General features: G+C 40.1%; 13 protein-coding genes. 6 read left to right on the top strand and 7 right to left on the bottom strand.

The window, feature by feature from the left end; all coding sequences use genetic code 11:
- The first annotated feature begins 6 nt into the window (after nt 1–6).
- The 4 genes from dapD to serA all read left to right on the top strand — a co-directional run bounded on the left by dapD (nt 7) and on the right by serA (nt 3,976).
- Nucleotides 7–849: a 2,3,4,5-tetrahydropyridine-2,6-dicarboxylate N-succinyltransferase gene (dapD, locus tag MTCD1_RS09710; RefSeq protein WP_057180265.1), complete on the top strand. Its 843-nt coding sequence runs from the start codon at nt 7–9 to the stop codon at nt 847–849.
- A gap of 301 nt (nt 850–1,150) precedes the next feature.
- Nucleotides 1,151–1,555 carry a hypothetical protein gene (locus tag MTCD1_RS09705; RefSeq protein ID WP_057180263.1) on the top strand — a complete coding sequence of 135 codons (405 nt, stop codon included), beginning with the start codon at nt 1,151–1,153 and terminating at the stop codon, nt 1,553–1,555.
- Nucleotides 1,556–1,888: 333 nt separating this feature from the next.
- A complete protein-coding gene (rpiA, locus tag MTCD1_RS09700; RefSeq protein ID WP_057180261.1) occupies nt 1,889–2,545 on the top strand; it encodes a ribose-5-phosphate isomerase RpiA in 657 nt (218 codons plus the stop codon).
- A gap of 177 nt (nt 2,546–2,722) precedes the next feature.
- Entirely contained in the window at nt 2,723–3,976 is a 1,254-nt protein-coding gene (serA, locus tag MTCD1_RS09695; protein WP_057180260.1) for a phosphoglycerate dehydrogenase, read from the top strand.
- A gap of 126 nt (nt 3,977–4,102) precedes the next feature.
- Here the strand turns inward: serA and MTCD1_RS09690 are convergent, their stop codons facing one another.
- The 5 genes from MTCD1_RS09690 to dbpA all read right to left on the bottom strand — a co-directional run bounded on the left by MTCD1_RS09690 (nt 4,103) and on the right by dbpA (nt 10,441).
- Nucleotides 4,103–5,605, bottom strand: coding sequence for a CoA-acylating methylmalonate-semialdehyde dehydrogenase (locus MTCD1_RS09690; protein WP_057180258.1), 1,503 nt, complete (start codon nt 5,603–5,605; stop codon nt 4,103–4,105).
- Nucleotides 5,606–5,842: 237 nt separating this feature from the next.
- On the bottom strand, nt 5,843–6,679 hold the full coding sequence (locus MTCD1_RS09685; RefSeq protein WP_057180256.1) for a tRNA-uridine aminocarboxypropyltransferase: 837 nt from the start codon (nt 6,677–6,679) through the stop codon (nt 5,843–5,845).
- Between the two features lie 158 nt (nt 6,680–6,837).
- Nucleotides 6,838–7,677 (bottom strand): DUF2884 family protein, encoded by an 840-nt coding sequence (locus tag MTCD1_RS09680; protein WP_057180254.1) that lies wholly within the window; start codon nt 7,675–7,677, stop codon nt 6,838–6,840.
- A gap of 218 nt (nt 7,678–7,895) precedes the next feature.
- Nucleotides 7,896–9,005 (bottom strand): cell division protein ZapE, encoded by a 1,110-nt coding sequence (gene zapE / locus MTCD1_RS09675; protein WP_057180253.1) that lies wholly within the window; start codon nt 9,003–9,005, stop codon nt 7,896–7,898.
- Nucleotides 9,006–9,034: 29 nt separating this feature from the next.
- Nucleotides 9,035–10,441 (bottom strand): ATP-dependent RNA helicase DbpA, encoded by a 1,407-nt coding sequence (gene dbpA / locus MTCD1_RS09670; RefSeq protein ID WP_057180251.1) that lies wholly within the window; start codon nt 10,439–10,441, stop codon nt 9,035–9,037.
- Nucleotides 10,442–10,865: 424 nt separating this feature from the next.
- On the opposite strand from dbpA, the gene MTCD1_RS09660 reads away from it, so the two are divergent.
- Both MTCD1_RS09660 and MTCD1_RS09655 read left to right on the top strand, forming a co-directional pair.
- Nucleotides 10,866–11,303, top strand: coding sequence for a hypothetical protein (locus MTCD1_RS09660; protein WP_057180249.1), 438 nt, complete (start codon nt 10,866–10,868; stop codon nt 11,301–11,303).
- Nucleotides 11,304–11,390: 87 nt separating this feature from the next.
- Entirely contained in the window at nt 11,391–11,555 is a 165-nt protein-coding gene (locus tag MTCD1_RS09655) for a DUF2986 domain-containing protein (protein ID WP_082606447.1), read from the top strand.
- Between the two features lie 137 nt (nt 11,556–11,692).
- On the opposite strand, the gene MTCD1_RS09650 is transcribed toward MTCD1_RS09655, so the two are convergent.
- Nucleotides 11,693–14,806 carry an efflux RND transporter permease subunit gene (locus MTCD1_RS09650; RefSeq protein WP_057180247.1) on the bottom strand — a complete coding sequence of 1,038 codons (3,114 nt, stop codon included), beginning with the start codon at nt 14,804–14,806 and terminating at the stop codon, nt 11,693–11,695.
- Between the two features lie 14 nt (nt 14,807–14,820).
- Nucleotides 14,821–16,071 carry an efflux RND transporter periplasmic adaptor subunit gene (locus tag MTCD1_RS09645; RefSeq protein WP_057180246.1) on the bottom strand — a complete coding sequence of 417 codons (1,251 nt, stop codon included), beginning with the start codon at nt 16,069–16,071 and terminating at the stop codon, nt 14,821–14,823.
- Between the last annotated feature and the right edge of the window lie 305 nt (nt 16,072–16,376).

Here is a 16,376-nt window from a genome sequence, read left to right as displayed (position 1 = left end):
AGCCTAATGACAGAGTTAAAGCACTTAGCTAGCGTGATTGAACAAGCTTTTGAAGAAAGAGCCAGTATTACACCAGCAACCGTTTCAAGTGAGATTAAAAATGCCGTAATTGAAGCTATAGCAGCATTGAATAATGGTAGTGCCCGTGTTGCCGAAAAAGTAGCAGGGGAATGGCAGGTTAACCAGTGGCTTAAAAAAGCGGTACTACTTTCTTTTCGTATCTGGGATAACCAAGTCATTGATGGTGCAGAAAGTACTTTTTTTGACAAGGTACCGATGAAATATGACGGTTACACTAAGGCTATGTTTGTCGCCGATGGTGTCCGTATTGTACCGGGTGCAAGTGTGCGCACCGGTAGTTTTATTGGTAAGAATGTGGTGGTAATGCCAAGCTTTGTTAATATCGGCGCTTTTATCGATGAAGGTTGTATGATTGATGCTTGGGCTACCGTTGGCTCATGTGCACAAATAGGTAAAAACGTACATTTATCTGGTGGTGTCGGCATTGGTGGAGTCTTAGAGCCGTTACAAGCGGGTCCAACCATCATTGAAGATAACTGTTTTATTGGTGCACGTTCAGAAATTGTTGAAGGTGTGATAGTTGAAGAAGGTGCGGTAATTTCTATGGGCGTTTATATCGGCCAAAGTACCCGTATTTTCGATAGAGAAACCGGTGAAGTTCATTATGGCCGCGTACCTGCAGGCTCAGTTGTAGTACCGGGTAACTTACCTTCAGCTTGTGGTACATACAGTTTATATGCGGCTATTATCGTCAAAAAAGTGGATGCTAAAACGCTCGCCAAAGTAGGTATAAATGAGCTACTACGCTCAGTTGCTGAAGAGTCGTAACTTTAGTATGCGCTAAAGCGCTAAAAAATTGACACTAGTCTGGCTAATCAAGCTTGCTCAGGAGTTATTACTAATAATAACACCCTAGCAAGCTTTTTTATTGGCTAAAAAAGTAAACTTGAAATTATATTAAACCAATACTCAGTGGATAATAACCAGCTATTCAGCTGTTATTGTTAAGCATTTTTATATGATGGCCTCTCAATAACATCAACGCACTCTATAAGTAATACTTTTTGGCATAACACTTGCCCTATTGAATGTAACTCAATCATTACTTGTCGTTATTGTTAGGTTTGTTATGAAAGTATTTAAAATAGGCTGCTATCTTTTTCTATATCTGCTTGTTACTGGCTGTAGTAATAGCGCACAAGTAAATTCAAGTCCGATGATGAATCACTATTTTGCTAATAATTTTAGCCGCAGTGACTTTACTAGCCATCATAAGGGTTCAATAAAAAAAGCAGCGTCTTCAGATCATCAATTAATGTTTGCTTTACTCAACAGGCCTATGCCTGAAGATCAACGTATGATGTTAGCCTTTGCCAAGCAGCAGGCAAGTTATCTGCCGGATAGTACTTTCGTCGGTACCCACATTAAAGGTAAAAAAAATGCCAGTGATGACCAAGCTCGAGTCATTTCTCATTATGCTCAGCTTATCGAGCCAGATATCAATGCCGTAGTCATTAGTGCCATGCCCCAATAGGCAGCGCACATAGTAAAGTTAAATATTAACGGCCAGAAATAGCGAAGTACCCTGAACTATGGATAAGCGGCACTTACTCAACAGCCCTTTATTTACCAATATAGCAACCGAACTGGCGCAAAATCACTCACCAAAGTTCCTCCCCCTAGCTAAAGTTACCACCAACTAACCGTACTAATGCCATAAGCATTATGGCTAAATCACTTAGCACAAAAAGACTTTAGCTTGCTATAACTATCAGATTATTTAATGTTATAATTACTATTTTAAAAATCCTCCAAGGGCTGGTAAAGCTCACTTTAACAGCAAGAGTTTGCTAATAAGGCATATAACATGACTCAAGATGAAATGAAAAAAGCAGCCGCCATCAAGGCATTAGAATTCATTGAAAACAATACTATCGTCGGCGTTGGTACGGGTTCAACCGTTAACTTTTTCATTGATGGCTTGGCGACCATGAAATACAAAATCACCGGTGCGGTTTCAAGCTCGCAAGAGTCAACTAAACGCTTAGAAGCGCACGGTATTGAAGTATTTGATTTAAACAGTGTTGGTGTCTTAGATGTCTATGTTGATGGTGCTGATGAAATCACTAACCATATGGCAATGATTAAGGGTGGCGGCGCCGCATTAACCCGTGAAAAAATCGTTGCTGCGGTAGCCAAAAAATTTATTTGTATTGCCGATGAGTCAAAACAAGTAAAGGTTTTGGGTAACTTCCCTTTACCGGTTGAAGTTATCCCTATGGCGCGTAGCTATGTTGCCCGCGAATTGGTTAAGCTAGGCGGTGACCCAGATTATCGTCAAGGAGTAGTCACGGACAATGGCAACGTTATTATTGATGTTCACAACCTCACAATTCTTGATCCAAAAGCACTAGAAATGCAGATTAATGCTATTGTCGGTGTGGTAACTAATGGCTTGTTTGCCCTTCGTGGCGCTGACATACTCGTGCTAGGCTGCAGTGATGGTATTAAAGTAATCCAATAATTACCCCCGCCCCTTTTAAGTAGAATATTCACTATTAAGCATATTTATTCTTAAATATGCTTAATAAGTTCTTTAGAGTCTATACACTATATGATATGTTAAACTTCTATTTTAGATATCTAGCCATCTAAACAAATATGTATTGATCTTTTAACTCAGGATAAGCGAAACCAGTTTATGACCATTGCCAACAAAAATTCATTAGCAAAAGACAAAATTAAGATTTTATTACTTGAAGGCTTGCACCCAAGCTCTATTGAAGAGTTAAAGTTAAAAGGCTATTCAAATATTGAATCGTTAAAAACCTCACTGTCAGAAAGTGAGTTAATTGAAAAAATTGCTGATGTTCATTTTATCGGCATCCGCTCACGCACTCAATTAACGGATAAAGTACTTAGCCACGCCAATAAGTTAGTTGCCATTGGTTGTTTTTGTATTGGCACCAACCAAGTTGATTTAAAAGCAGCACAAAATCTTGGCATACCTGTTTTTAATGCCCCCTTTTCCAATACACGTTCTGTGGCTGAGTTAGTGCTGGGTGAAGCACTATTATTACTTCGTGGTATCCCTGAAAAAAGTGCTAAAGCACATCGCGGTGAATGGTTTAAATCGGCGGTAGGCTCGGTGGAAGCACGTGGTAAAGTACTAGGTATTATTGGTTACGGTCATATTGGCATGCAATTAGGCATTTTGGCGGAAACGTTAGGCATGAGAGTACACTTTTATGATATCGAAACTAAATTACCACTCGGTAATGCCCGCCAATCGCCAACATTAGAGTCATTACTTGCTGAAGCCGACGTGGTGAGTTTACATGTACCAGAAACAGCACAAACTCACAATATGATTGCTCAAGCCCAGTTTTCAGCAATGAAAGATGGCGCAATATTTATCAATGCTTCTCGTGGTACTGTGGTTGATATTAACGCCTTAGCACAAGCGTTAGAGTGTAAAAAAATAGCAGGGGCTGCTATAGATGTATTCCCTGTTGAGCCAAAAAGTAATGATGATGAGTTTTTCTCACCTTTACGCGGTTTTGATAATGTTATTTTAACGCCACATATTGGTGGTAGCACCAAAGAAGCACAAGCAAATATTGGCTTAGAAGTGGCAACCAAGCTGACTAAGTATTCAGATAATGGCTCAAGTTTATCTGCGGTTAACTTCCCGGAAGTATCCTTACCCGATCACACTATTCCGGGCCTAACAAGCACTAGTCGCTTATTGCATATTCACCATAACCAACCCGGTGTATTAACTAAAATCAACAATGCTTTTGCTGAGCACAATATTAATATTGCCGCGCAATACTTACAAACTGATGACAAAATTGGTTATGTTGTTATCGATATTGACTCTCAAGACAGTGAGCAAGCATTGAAAGAATTAAAACAAATTGAAGGTACTATTCGCGCCAGAATTCTGCATTAAAACGACTTCATGCAGAGTGGTACTTGAATTTCGCTCGGTAAATAAAGCGCTTAACAGATAAAAAAAGGGTCACTATACTGTAGTGACCCTTTTTATTTTTACTGAGATAACTTAAATAATCCGCTGTTACTTCATACTAATGGTGGTATGAATGGTTGAGCCGTCTTGATGATCAGGTTCAAACCAGCGAGCCGTTACGGATTTAGTGTAGGTCCAAAAACTTACCACTTGCTTACCATTAGGTCCTAAATCCCCTAGTTTTGAACCACGAGAGCCGGTAAAGCTAAAGAAGGCCACTGGTACAGGAATAGGAACATTTATACCGACTTGACCAACATCAACTTCATTTTCAAATTTTCGAGCGGCCCAACCTGAAGAAGTAAATAATGAGGTGCCATTACCATTAGGGTTCGCATTAATAATGTCTATCGCTTCATCTAAGGTATCAGCTTCTAATACACATAACGCCGGACCAAAAATTTCTTGGGTATAAATATCCATATCTGTGGTGACTTTACTAAATAACGTTGGCCCAACAAAGTTACCATTAGGGTAGCCCTCTACTTTGCAGTTCCTGCCATCAACAAGTAATTCTGCGCCTTGAGCAACACCCGAATCAAGCAGGCTAAGTATGCGTGCTTTAGCTTGTGGCGAAACCACTGGACCTAAATCAGCATCACGTTGTGTACCCGGGCCAACTTTCATCAACTTGGCACGGGCAACAATTTCAGGTAACCACTCACGTGCTTCACCCACTAAAATAGTGACTGGATTTGCCATACAACGTTGACCAGCGGCCCCAAAAGCTGAGCCTAATAAATCATTAATTGCCCTGTCCTTATTAGCATCAGGCATGATCACCATGTGATTTTTAGCGCCCATCATAGCTTGTGCACGTTTGCCATGTTTACAGGCAAGATTATAAACGTGGGTACCTACCGCAGTAGAGCCAATAAACGATACGGCTTTAACCGCATCACTTTCAATAAGTTGGTTAACCACGTCAGGGCCACCATGGATAACATTAAGAACACCTGGTGGGATACCCGCTTCTAACGCAAGTTCAACAAAGCGTATGGTTGATGAGGGGGCTTGCTCGGATGGTTTTAATATAAAAGTGTTACCACAAGCAATAGCCGGCGGAAACATAAAAGCGGGCAACATTAATGGGAAGTTAAAGGCCGTAATGCCAACACCAACACCAAGGGGTTTATTCAGGGTATAAGTATCAATACCTGTGGCCGAATTGTTGGCAATTTCCCCTAATTGTAGACGAGTAATTGAACAAGCATTTTCAATAGCTTCAAGTGAACGCCCTACTTCACCTTCCGCATCGGGTAAGGTTTTACCATGCTCTAAGGTAATTAACTCAGCTAGCTCTTGGCTATGTTCACGTACCAAGTGCTGAAAATTAAACATAATACGCATTCGATTTGTTAAAGAAACCTTTGACCAGCTTTTAAAGGCTTGCTCTGCACTAGTAATGGCAGCTGCAACTTCTTCACGGGTTGCTACCGGTACACGAGCAACAACTTCTTGGGTCGCGGGATTGAGTACATCCAACCAAGTATCGGTTTTAGAGCGAACTTTCTCACCATTTATAATGAGTGGGATTTCTTTGATAGTCATAATAAGCCTTTATGTAATTATTATTAGCACAATATTAGCGACTATTGCTCTTTGCTGCATGAAAGTTCAATAGCCACTCACCTTGAGTAGAATAAAGTTAACTTAAGACTTTAATTCGCTAAGTGCTAGCTTTAAAGCAATGAAAAAACACTGAACGAGTAGATACTTGCAAACTAATATTTACAAGGAAAGGCTAAGTGCATGTTTACCTTAACGTTAACTGCAGATTATTAATTACTATTCAATGGCTGCTGAATCCGGCATATTGAGGTGGTTTGGGTATAACTTGTTAACAAAACTTTGATAATTTTCTAAGGCATTAACATTGCCTTTGTTACGCTGACAGACACTTTTTTGATATTGAAAATTAAAAACATCAAACCATAAATCCAGTAGCTGAGCATTATGAGTTTCGCCATGCATAGCTAACACTCTAGCGCCAACCTCTGCAGTGGAAAACTGATGCTCAAGCTCAGTTTTTCTGACGGTATAGCGAGAGTCTTGACCTACCGGTGATACTTGCTTGTTACTGTCACTATGACAAGTGCCAAGTACCGCTGGCATAGCCGTTCTTGCATCAAAGGACACCATGGGAAAACGGTCTAAATACGGGCTTTTACGGAACATTTTTTTTGCTTCACGCCAACTGCCATCAAGCATAATAAATAGTGGCCTTTTCCCTTCAGGGCAAATAACCTTGTTAGTAAAAACTTTACGGTCATCGCCAGCATATTCTTGCGGAAAAACCAGCAGAGGAAACCACTTTTCATCATTAAGCACAGCTAATAACTCTGGGTTCACTTTAGTTCTAGACCATAAAAAAGCAAAGCTATCCGGAATAATGTCGGCAATGAGTTTGCCGGTGTTACTCGGTTTTAATACTTCAGTGTCATGCATAAGCAATACGAATCCTGCCGTTGTCTGTACATGCTCTTGATTGGGCGCTAGTGCACAGATACAAAACTGCTGAGCTAGCTGGCAAAGTTGGCAGCGAATAACCCTATAGCCTCTGGCTTTATAGGTGGTAGTACTGATGCTTTTACGGTATTGATGTAATTGATGGACAGCGTGCATGTTTCACTAAATTAAAATATAAAAAAAGACTCGGCAATTATATCAGTGCAGAGCCTTAGTGTTGAGCAATATTTATATTGTCTTTTAGCGGTTAAATTACTGGCAATAATTAGACAACATAGCTAAGAGCTATATGCCTTTATACCACAACTTAGCCGCTACTTTGCGCTTGCATGATGCTCATCCTTATCATGGGCAACTGTCACGGTAAAAACATTGATATGAGCAAGCAGCTTAATTTCATCTTTCAGTTGCTCTTCTAGCGCATCCACTTCAGCAATACTGAGACAAAGTGCCAGGGCCTTTTGTTCAATTTTAGCAACCCTAGCTGTCATCTCTTGCTCAATGGTATCGGAAAAATTTTCCAATCGTGTTACAAAACTTTGCTGCTCACCATCTGCTGCTACCATGCGCTGGCCCATGGCAATTAAGATGCTGCCCATAGAGTTTAACACTGCTTTTTCCACTACCGACTCAATACGTTGCTCAAAATCTTTACCAAGTAACTCTTCGCTGGCTAAACCATCAATACCGACATAAATGCCATCTTCAATGGATAGGTTGGCGACAATTTGAGCTCGTATTTTGGTTAACTCTTGGGTCAAATCAGCGGCGACGCTGTTACCTTCACCCAATAGCGCATTAAAAGCAAGATTAACCCCTTCTACCGCCAAATCAACACCTTCAATGGCAACACTTTTAACTTGCGGGACTAGCTGGCGAATTTTTTCATCATACTTTCGCAGCAATGCTTGCTGAGTATCGGTTAGCGCAATACTTTGCTTAGCAATGATAAGTTTTTCACCCTGGATAATTTTATATAAACTACGCATTTCACCATCATTTTCGCCTTCATCATGTAAAAACTCAATGGCGTTAGGGTTGATAGTGAAGCTGGCCGATAAATCAACATCACATGATTGGTGGGCATATATCGTTGATGATGCCAGTGAGACCGTGAGTGCACTTGCTAGTAAGGTGCGATGAAAGTAAGTCATGTTTCTATCCTTATGAAATTAAAGTCAGCGGGGGTTAGTACCCGTTGAGCGAGTCTATTGATTACAATTACCTGTAGGGCTTTACAAGCATAGTGCCAAGTTTATTTTTATATAAATATCAAACGGATAAAGAAAAATCAATATAAGGAGGCTAATAAAATGTAATCTAATTAGTCAAATTGACCAGTTATTAGTTTTTTAGTTTTAATAGGAAATTGTCAGCCGTTTTGCATTTCCATTAATCGAGACTGACACCGCTGAAATTCAAAGGCAAGTTGCTGCCCCTGATAAAGGTCAAAGATATCAACTGCAGCACTAACAATTAAGTTGACCTTTTGATCGTAGAACTCATCAACAAGGGCAATAAATCTTCGCGCTTCGTCATCAAGTAGCTGTAAATCTCCCATTAAAACACCGCTACGTTGATAACTATCTTCAACGCCTGAAAATACCGCCGGTACTAATTCACCTGAAAATTGCGGTACGTTAGCAATAAATACCGTGGAGAAGTCTTGCGCTAGCGCCATATAGTCTCGCTGACTACGGGGACCTGAACACAGAGCAAAAAAGTCGAAAAAAATAACCTGATCACTTTGAGCTAAATAACTCAGCGGTCGGTGATTAATCTCTATTTCGCCAGCAACTAACTGCTCGGTCTTTGTTAGACTTTTATAGCGGGCATTTAATTTTTTCTCACCTTGGTTAGCTAATAAAAAATAATTAGTATAAATGGCATTTTTAGCCAGGTTACTTCGTCTATGATCCACTTCACCATCAATAGAGATAACCTGACAATATTGCTTGAGCAAAGCGATAGTGGGTAGGAAGCGCTCTCTTTGTAAGCCATTACGATACAGCTGCTCAGGCCGACAATTAGAGGTAGCAACAAGCGTCACACCTTGACTAAATAGTGCCGAAAATAAACCACTAAGCAGCATAGCATCACCAATATCGGTAACAAAAAATTCATCAAAGCATAATAGATCAATGTTTTTTGCCCACGCTTTAGCAATATGGCTAAGCGGCTCTGATTGTCCGGTTAACTGAGCCAGTTGCTGGTGAACACTTTCCATAAAGTGATGGAAATGAATGCGTTTTTTATTTTTTATGGCAAGTTGCTGATAAAATAAATCCATCAGCATAGTTTTACCCCGCCCTACTCGGCCATGAAAATATAAACCTCTCACCGAGCCCTGACGGTGTTTAGCTGTGCTTTTTCTAGTGACAAGTTGCTCGGAGAGTAAAACTAAAGCATCGATGGCTTGAGTTTGAGCCGGATCAAAATCAAGCTGCTGGTTAGCAAGCAGCTCTTGGTAGGCTTTTTTCATTAGGCTTTATAGATTGACTAACTGGCTAATTAAACCGTTAAGTGACGTGCATTAAAAGTTCGCCCTTTCATTTTGCCTTTGGCTAATTTTCTTAACGCTAATTTCAATGCGCCTTTAGCAACGGCAACATAGGCTTTGTTATCGTGTACTGAAATTTTGCCCACTTGTGAGCCCTTGATGCCATTATCACCGGTAAGCGCGCCTAAGATATCACCTGGACGTACTTTTTGCTTTTTACCACCATCAATTTGAATGGTCGCCATTTTAGCTTGTGGACGTTCATTAGCCAGTACGGCTAATGATGGTAATGGCTCAGGGGTGATCACGGCGTCAAGATAATCTTCAAGTAAGCCGACTTTATAGCTTTCTTTATCACTAAAGAGTGAATAAGCTAAACCTTTACTGCCGGCACGCCCTGTACGACCAATTCTGTGTACATGCACCTCACTATCACGGGCAATATGGTAATTAATCACTAGGTCTAAACTGTCGATATCTAAACCACGTGCGGCAACGTCAGTCGCGACAAGAATTGAAGCACTTTTATTGGCAAAGCGTAATAAGGTTTGATCTCTATCACGTTGCTCTAAATCACCATGTAAAGCCAAGACGCTAAAGCCATCAAAATGTAAGCTCTCGGCAACTTGCTGGGTTTCTTTTTTGGTATTACAAAAAATAACGGTCGATTCAACTTGCTTATCTAATAACAACAAACGTAACGCGTCTAAACGGTCTTCATCGCTGCCGACTTTAAAAAACATTTGACTGATAGTTGATTGGTCTTCACTAGCAGCGATTTTAACCATTACTGGATCGGTCATGATACTTTCGCTAATAGACTGAATTTGGTCTGGAAAGGTAGCACTAAAAAGTAACGTTTGACGGTCAAGTGGTGTACGTCCAACAATATTGTCAAGTGCCGCTTGAAAGCCCATTTCTAACATACGGTCAGCTTCATCTAGCACTAACAAGTTTAAATGTTCTAATTGTAAGGTACCTTTTATAACGTGTTCTTCAAGGCGACCCGGGGTACCAACAATAACATGGGCACCATGCTCTAAAGAACCAATTTGTGGACCAAAGGGTGTACCGCCACAAAGTGTCAATATTTTAATATTATGAATACCACGTGCTAGTTTTCTCAACTCTTTCGCCACTTGGTCAGCCAGTTCACGGGTTGGACAAATCACCATTGATTGAATGCGAAACTTTTTAACGTCTAGTTTGTTAAGTAAGGCTAAACCAAAAGCTGCGGTTTTACCTGAGCCGGTTTTTGCTTCGCCAATAACATCTTTGCCCTTAAGCAATTCAGGTAATGTTTTCGCTTGAATGGGTGTCATTTTCTCATAGCCAAGGGACGATAAGTTTTTAACTAACTCCTCTTTTAAGCTTAATGATGAGAAAGCTAAAGAAGATGTTGTAGGATTTGTGCTCAAGGTAACCGCCTATGGACTAAATAGCTCTGCCAAACGCGAGCCAAATGATAAGAAAACTTTCAATACAAAGATAAGAAACTTTCATGAGAAAGATATTGCGCGCATAATAACAGTATTTTTTGCTCAACCCCAGTATATACTCAAGCGACTTCAAAATGCTTGTTCAGGACTGTTGAGTAATTCATGATCAAGGCGCACCTTTTTATTAATGGTTCTTCCCTTAAAAACAGGTGCAACGACGGGCATGAGTTACTCAGCAGCCCCCAAAGGGTTGGTTTAGAAACGTTTTATCCAGCGTTATTGATTTTGGACAAGGGAATAACCATTCTCTTCAATCAATACCTTGCCTAATACGTTTCTAATTCCAACTGAATCATGCAGTTTGAAGTAGTTTGAGTATATAAAAACAATGGTATGCAACCCTATGACGACAGTTTCAAAACAGTTATTACTCCAGCAATGGCAAACCTTACATAACAGTCATGAAAATTATGAACATTACGCTTTAATTATCAAGCTTGTTGCCACCACTATCACCTTGTTGACCTTTACCTTTGCCATAACAATGTTGGTTAGCTTAACGCTATTAGCTGTGCTCTGGTTACAAGAAGGAATTTGGAAAACCTTTCAGTGTCGCACTGCAAATGCGATAATGGTGATAGAAGATAAATTAGTGCTAAATGAAGCTGAACAGACCTCTGAGTCAATGCAACCTTATTTAATGTATAAACAGTGGCAAATGAATCGTCCAACTAGCAAGGTACTTATTAGCGAGTATGTTAGTAATTCATTAAAACCAACGGTGTTATACCCCTATATTCCTTTGATGCTTGTGGTAGTTATAGCAAGTCAATTCAGTTAGTTGCCACTAAGAGCTTATTAGCCTTGGTAGTAAATTTTAGTAACGCACAGCCAAAATAAATTTTAGTTTATATGTAGAGATAAAAAGATGAACAGAAAAAAGAAAATGAATAATATTTTGAATAAGAAGATAAAAAAAATGAATGCTAAATTGCATACCCCTAATAAACCTAAATACGTATCAAAAGCCGATAGAGCTAAACTTGCTGAGCAAGATAATAATGCTGAACAAGGTGAAATAGTAGAGCAATAATAGCTGCTTCACTATCTGGTTAATATCTCTTACTAGTGGCTAGAGTCTCATCTAAAACTTAGCGTAAACAAATAAAAAGGGCACCTATTAAGGTGCCCTTTTTTAGTGCTATAACTTACTGCAACTTAGTAAAACCGTTAAGTTATATCAGTATGACCTTTAAATTTTTCTCGCATGCGCTGAATCACTAGATAGAAATAAGGTACCAGTAAGGTACCAAACAGCGTTGCTGCGATCATACCTGAGAGTACGGTGACACCAAGAGAGACGCGACTACCTGCACCGGCACCGGTAGCAAATACTAGGGGTAACACACCGAGAATAAAGGAAAAAGCTGTCATCAATACCGCACGAAAACGCATTCTTGCGGCATTAAGCGCTGAATTCATGATGGTCTCACCTGCCGCTCTTTGTTCCATGGCAAACTCAACAATCAAAATGGCGGTTTTAGTCGACAGTCCGATCAATAATACCAAACCCACTTGCGCATAGATGTTATTTGCCATACCCACGGTATAAAGTGCCAACATCGAGCCAAATAACGCTAACGGTACTGCCGCTAAGACCGAAAAGGGAATAGTCCAACTTTCATACTGGGCCACTAAAAATAGGTAAACAAAGAGGATAGCTAAACTAAATAAGATAATCGCTAAGTTGCCTGCTTCTAATTCTTGTTTAGACTGTCCCGCCCATTCGTAAATATAACCTTGCGGCAATTTACTCGCTAGCTCTTCCATAACATCAATAGCCTGTCCGGATGAAAAGCCAGGAGCGGCATTACCTGTGATACTAGCACTACGATACAAGTTAAAGTGACTAATAGTTGTTGGCCCTAAAATAGGTTTAATGGTTGCCAAGGTTGTTAATGGTACCATTTCATTATCTTTATTGCGGACATAGTAATAACGCAAGTCTGAGGGGTCTTTTCGAAACTTACTTTCCGCTTGGATAGTGACACGATAGGTTCGGCCAAATTGACTAAAGTCATTAATATATAAAGAGCCTAATTGCGCTTGTAAAGTAGAGAATATATCAGACAAAGCGACACCTTGTGCTTTGGCTTTATTACGGTCTACTTCTAAAAAGTACTGCGGCACATTAGCTCTAAAGGTACTAAATACCCGTGTTAATTCAGGCCTTTGATTCGCCTCATATATAAGACCATTCATCACTTGCGCTAACTCGGCTGGATCTCGGCCTTCACTGTCTTGTAATTTAAATTCAAAACCTGAACTATTACCAAGACCCGGTATAGGCGGCGGATTAAACACCATAATTTGCGCTTCAGGCATAGACCATAATTGCCCCATTAACCGTGGAATCAACTGCTTTAGTCCTAATTCAGGCGCGGTACGCTCGTCCCAGTCTTTCAGGATAATAATTGCCAGACCATTATTTGAGCCGGCGCCACCAAGCAGTGAAAATCCTGACACGGTAATAATATCATCAACGGCTGCATCGTTTAAAATGATGGGGGTGATCTTATCCAATACCGCCTGAGTACGATTACTTGATGCAGCATCAGGTAGCTGTACATTGACAAAAAGGTAGCCTTGATCTTCAGCAGGCAAAAATGCTGTTGGTACAGAAGTTGTTAACCAACCTGCGCCAATAAAAATCAAACCGACAAACAGACCTACTCGGGTAAGTCGTTTAAGCATAAAAGCAACGGCTTTGGTATAGCTGCCAGTGACCTTAGTAATAAGACGTTCAAAGGGTATTAACCAACGAATGGGTTTCATTTTTTCAGCGCTTAATAAGACAATACAAAGTGCCGGGCTTAAAGTTAAGGCATTAATTGAAGAAATGATTACCGCAAATGAAATAGTCACTGAGAATTGTTTATATAATTCCCCGGTAATACCTGGCATAAAACCCACGGGCACAAAAACCGCAAGCAGTACTAAGGTTGTCGCTATAATAGGTCCTGAGACTTGCTCCATCGCTTTGGTTACCGCTTCTTTAATGGGCAACTGCTCTTCTTTTAAGATTCGCTCAACATTTTCGATGACGATAATAGCATCATCTACCACAATACCGATGGCAAGGACTAAACCAAATAAGGTAATGGTGTTAATTGAATAACCCATCAGCAGCATAAAAGCAAAAGTACCTATTAGTGAAACAGGGATTGCTAAGGTTGGAATGATGGCGGCACGCCAATTTTGCAGGAATAAAAACACTACTAAGACCACTAAGGCTATCGCTTGAAATAGCGTCACCATCACTTCTTCCATGGAGCGATCGATAAACTTAGTGGTATCGAATGGGATAATATACTGTAGGCCATCAGGGAATCGCTGCGCTAGATTCTCCATTTCTGCCTTAACTAACGAAGCGACTTCAGTAGCATTAGAATCAGGTAGTTGGTAGATAACAAGAAAGGCGGTTTCTTTACCATTTAACCTTGCTTGTGTTGAGTAATCTTCGGCACCTAATTCCAAACGAGCAATATCACTTAAACGAATAAAGTTACCATTAAGCTGAGCACGGATTATGATTTGGCCAAACTCCTCTGGCGTTTGTAAACGCCCTGTGGCTTGAATAGAGTACTCGAACTGTTGGTTCGGTAACGATGGGCTAGCCCCAAATTTACCGGCAGCCACAATCATATTTTGCTCTTCTAATGCCTGCCGTACTTCAGTGACGGTAATACTTAACGATGCCATGCGTTCTGGGTTTAGCCAGACACGCATGCTATAGGTCATTTCACCCATAATTTCTGCTGAGGCAACACCAGGAATACGGCCTAAAGGCTCAGTTAAATAGTTAGTGGCATAATTACTTAAAAAGAGTTGGTCAATACCTTCTTGTTCTGAAAACAAGTTAATACCTAACAACATTGAACTAGATTTTTTCTTAACATCAACCCCTTGACGAATGACCTCGGCAGGTAAAGAGCTGCTCGCTAAGGCGACTCTATTTTGCACGTTAACTTGGGCAATATCGCCATCGGTACCGACTTTGAAAAATACCGTAATAATAGCACTGCCATTATTGGAAGCAGAAGATTCGATATACATCATATCTTCTACACCATTAATTTGTTCTTCAATCGGCCTAATAACTGACTCTTCCACCACTTGCGCACTGGCTCCTGGATAGATGGCAGAGATTTGAACTTGAGTTGGTGTTATTTCTGGATACATATTTACTGGTAACACACTCATGGCAATTAAGCCGGCAAGCGTGATAACAATAGAGATAACAAACGCAAATTTAGGGCGGTTGATAAAAACTTTACTGATCATAAAATCGTCCTTGTTTACTTATTGACTGCAGCGTTTGAGCTAATATTTACATCATTGGCTTTATCAGGATTTGTTGCTTTATCATTAAAATCTGTGATTGTGCCCGTTAGTGGATTAACCTGTTTTTTAACGCCATTAACTTCAACACCAGGGCGAACTTTTTGTAAGCCTTCAACTATCACTTGCTCACCAATAGCAACACCTTTTTCAACAACCCACATGGCATTAATTCGGCGCCCTAAGACCACGTGACGTAATTTGACCTTATTATCTTTGCCGACAATTAAGACAAATTTACCTTGTTGATTTTGTTGTACTGCCGCTTGTGGAATTAGTGCCATTTGCTCTTTATCTCGTGTTTCAACAATCAAGGTGACAAATAGTCCTGGTAATATGATATCTCTAGGATTAGGAAAAATAGTTCGCAGTTCAACGGTACCCATACCTTGGGAAATTTTAGTATCGGCAAAATCGAACTTGCCTTTTTCTTGATAGGTAGAATTATTTGGCAGACGTAGCGATAGCTCAAATTCACCTTTGTTGCCAGTTCTTGCGCCCTGATTTTCTTGCAAATAAGAAATGTAAAAGCTTTCTTCAACTTGGAAGCTTACATAAATAGGGTCACTTATAATCAAGGTTGCTAAAGGGCTACTTGTTGGGCCAACAATATTGCCGATATTGTAATTTACTTTACCGATACGGCCAGTAAAAGGTGCTTTGATTGTGGTATAGCTCAAATCAAGTTCAGCTTTTTCAAGTGACGCTGCTGCAGCTTTAACCGCTGATTTAGCTTGTGACTCTTCTGTGGTTAACCTGTCATAGTCAGATTGAGAAATATAACCATCATTAATAAGTTTATTGGCTCGCTTTAAGTTACGCTTGGCATTTTCTTCTCCTGATATTCTAGCGCTTAAATCTGCCTTTGCTGCTGATAATGCTGCCTTGTATGCTGCGGGGTCGATTTCTAATAATACTTGACCCTTTTCAACATTAGTGCCTTCTCTAAAATGACGGGCAATTAACTCCCCTTCAACACGGGCGCGTAAGTCAGCCTCTTTGAAAGCTTCTGTTCGTGCGACAAACTCACGATATCCACCAATGGCTTGTGCTTTAACTGAGTAGACAGAAACAGCTGGCGCTGGTGGTTTTACCTTAACTTCTGTTTTACCACAAGCACTTAGTGTCAGGGAAAACAATACCACCAATGCAAGTTTACTGGTTGTAAATAAAGAGCTATGGGGTTGTCTTAAAAAGCGTTTTAGCATCAAAAATTCCTTGTGGGTTAATGCTTTTAATATTAATGGCTTTGATTATTACACAGCGAGTCGTCATAACAGTAATTATTTGTACTACTTAACCTGAACTCTGGATAATGAGTGCTTGATGGTTAAGTAAAAACAACGACTTACGGTTGTTAAGAACAAAATATACAAGATTAAGTAGCAATATACACTATCAATGTTTCAATTTATTCGATTATCAAGGTAAAACATTTATGAATAACGGGTTATTTATCGACGTGTTAACGCTGAGCATCGGATAAAGGGGAATATTGAGCAAGTGCTGCTTA

This window comes from Colwellia marinimaniae, assembly GCF_002207865.1.
In the GTDB taxonomy this organism is placed as follows: domain Bacteria; phylum Pseudomonadota; class Gammaproteobacteria; order Enterobacterales; family Alteromonadaceae; genus Colwellia; species Colwellia marinimaniae.
This window is presented reverse-complemented; position numbering and strand designations above follow the sequence as displayed.

What these genes read in the sequence shown, in the direction of transcription:
- MTCD1_RS09645 (WP_057180246.1), bottom strand. Translation starts at nt 16,071, where the DNA reads ATGCTAAAACGCTTTTTAAGACAACCCCATAGCTCTTTATTTACAACC.
- serA (WP_057180260.1), top strand. Translation starts at nt 2,723, where the DNA reads ATGACCATTGCCAACAAAAATTCATTAGCAAAAGACAAAATTAAGATT.
- zapE (WP_057180253.1), bottom strand. Translation starts at nt 9,005, where the DNA reads ATGAAAAAAGCCTACCAAGAGCTGCTTGCTAACCAGCAGCTTGATTTT.
- MTCD1_RS09650 (WP_057180247.1), bottom strand. Translation starts at nt 14,806, where the DNA reads ATGATCAGTAAAGTTTTTATCAACCGCCCTAAATTTGCGTTTGTTATC.
- MTCD1_RS09680 (WP_057180254.1), bottom strand. Translation starts at nt 7,677, where the DNA reads ATGACTTACTTTCATCGCACCTTACTAGCAAGTGCACTCACGGTCTCA.
- MTCD1_RS09655 (WP_082606447.1), top strand. Translation starts at nt 11,391, where the DNA reads ATGAACAGAAAAAAGAAAATGAATAATATTTTGAATAAGAAGATAAAA.
- rpiA (WP_057180261.1), top strand. Translation starts at nt 1,889, where the DNA reads ATGACTCAAGATGAAATGAAAAAAGCAGCCGCCATCAAGGCATTAGAA.
- MTCD1_RS09690 (WP_057180258.1), bottom strand. Translation starts at nt 5,605, where the DNA reads ATGACTATCAAAGAAATCCCACTCATTATAAATGGTGAGAAAGTTCGC.
- MTCD1_RS09685 (WP_057180256.1), bottom strand. Translation starts at nt 6,679, where the DNA reads ATGCACGCTGTCCATCAATTACATCAATACCGTAAAAGCATCAGTACT.
- dapD (WP_057180265.1), top strand. Translation starts at nt 7, where the DNA reads ATGACAGAGTTAAAGCACTTAGCTAGCGTGATTGAACAAGCTTTTGAA.
- MTCD1_RS09660 (WP_057180249.1), top strand. Translation starts at nt 10,866, where the DNA reads ATGACGACAGTTTCAAAACAGTTATTACTCCAGCAATGGCAAACCTTA.
- MTCD1_RS09705 (WP_057180263.1), top strand. Translation starts at nt 1,151, where the DNA reads ATGAAAGTATTTAAAATAGGCTGCTATCTTTTTCTATATCTGCTTGTT.